Origin of the sequence: uncultured Thiodictyon sp. (genome assembly GCF_903828115.1) — a bacterium.
Lineage (GTDB): Bacteria > Pseudomonadota > Gammaproteobacteria > Chromatiales > Chromatiaceae > Thiodictyon.
Genome location: NZ_CAIKKU010000256.1, coordinates 1 through 1,849, shown reverse-complemented (window position 1 = coordinate 1,849; position 1,849 = coordinate 1). Strand labels below are relative to the sequence as shown.

The 1,849-nt window shown below is 68.6% G+C and carries 2 protein-coding genes; both read right to left on the bottom strand.

Annotated features, from left to right (window positions below; genetic code table 11):
* Window positions 1–52: 52 nt before the first annotated feature.
* Window positions 53–799, bottom strand: coding sequence for a transposase family protein (locus QZY48_RS09740; RefSeq protein ID WP_295430548.1), 747 nt, complete (start codon window positions 797–799; stop codon window positions 53–55).
* A complete protein-coding gene (locus QZY48_RS09735) occupies window positions 796–1,668 on the bottom strand; it encodes a Druantia anti-phage system protein DruA (RefSeq protein ID WP_295430546.1) in 873 nt (290 codons plus the stop codon). The genes QZY48_RS09740 and QZY48_RS09735 overlap by 4 nt, the downstream gene beginning before the upstream one ends.
* Window positions 1,669–1,849 lie beyond the last annotated feature (181 nt).

Below are 1,849 nucleotides of genomic sequence, written 5' to 3'. Positions count from 1 at the left end.
GGGTCTGGCTCACTGAGGCGCGGATCCTTCTACGACGCATGACGACAACGACTTAATTTTGTCTATACCCTCTCAGCAAGGGGATCACCAGGCCGTTGTGAAAGGCCAGACTGGCCTCCAGGACGTAGACGAAGTACTGGGCGTGGCGCGCGTCCTCGGCCCCGACCTGACGTTCCAGGAGATTCTCATCCCAGAGGTGGTCACGGGTGAATTTCTGGGAGCCGTCGATGGCGATGGGATAGGCGTGGTTGATCAGGTAGCGGCGGAAGGTCTTGGCGCGAATCAGGCGGCGTACCAGGTCGATGTGCGCCTGTTCGAGGTGGGCCACGTCGATGTCGCGCAGCAGCCGAAACAGGGTGTCGGCGTGCGGGAGGCTCTCCAGTTCGGGGAACAGGAGCCGTAGGTTGGCCTCGAACTGGGGGTGCGTCAGTTCGCGGTTGACCGCGCGCCGGGAGGCGAACTGAAAGACGAACATCAGCAGCCCGTAGAGCAGCAGCACGGTGAGCCGATGCCGGCACTTTTTGGGCGGGCGGGGGTCAGGAATCTGTCCCAGACGGGCGAGCAACGCGGGTAGCTCCCGGCGCAGGACGCACATCTGGCCGCTGACCGCCGCCTCGCGGGCCTGCTGTTCCGCGGCGATGGTGGCATAGGCCGAGCAGCAGTTGGGCAAGGGCGCGGGTATCCGGGGGACCAATCCGTCCTGGCGCTGCTGTGTGCGTAGCGCCTGTTCCTGCTGTTTCTTGTGCGCGCGTTGCTCCTTGATGGCCGCGCGTGACGGGCGGCAGCAGGGTTTGCTCATGGCGTCGTCCCCCCGGACGTGGCGCACAGGCGCTCGCGCCACTGTGCACTCAAGGGCTTGACCCAGACGTGGCGTGGGGCGCTGTGATAGGTCCGGCCCGGTCGCGCCAGCCCGCTCCCGCTGGTCTCCCCCAGCAGTTCCCAGCCGGCGGCGCGGTAGCAGGTGCCGGCGTAGTGGCGCGGGTCGACGAAGGTCTCCAGCAGCAGCGGCGCAAACCCCCAGTGTGCGAGCCAGTCGGCGCGTACCCGCCGCGCCAGTTGTCCCAGCACATGGCTGGCCAGGTGCGGCACCTGGACGTGGGGAAAGATCAGAAAGCGGCTGTTGTTGAGCACCCGCACCTGGTTGGCCCGGCGCGTCTGGGCGTCCCACCCGATCCAGTGGTCACGCACCGCCAGCGCGCGCGCCGCGCCCGCCAGCAGGAGGCAGCCCAGGTGCTGCTCGCCCGCGGTGATGAAGTAGCGCAGCCGGTAGCCGAAGGCACCCTTGTAGCCCAAGGGGTGCCAACGCGCGACCGCCGCATTCCATTGCGCCACCGCCGCGGCGTCGGCGCGCACCGGCACCAGGCGCACCGGGCCGAGCGCGGCCAAGGGGCCGTGCAGCGGCGCCGGCGCCGCCACCACCGGCGCCGGGGGCGCCGGATGGGGGCGCCGCGCGACCTGCAACGGGGCCAGCACCACCAACCCGGCCGCCTCCAGACGTTCCAGAAACTCCCGACAGGCGTGAACCTTCGCCGTCCCCGTCACGGTATACCACTGCAAATGCTCGCACAGCGTCGCCGCCAACTCGCGCCGCCCCAACCGCGGCAGCCACGCCACCGTCTGGCGGATGCCGGCAATCTCCTCGACGCTGAAGACGCGACCACAGTGCACCCACGATCCTGGACTCATCGCACCCATCGCCACCCCCCGGCGGAACGGCAGACCGATTACCCTGCCGTTAATCCTGCCAGAGTCGCCGCGCGGTGTCTACCCCCTTGTGCGAACATTAACTTTCTCTAACCCCCGCCAGCCCGCGCCGTGACTGGGGTGGCGCGGTTATGCTTCAGGGCTG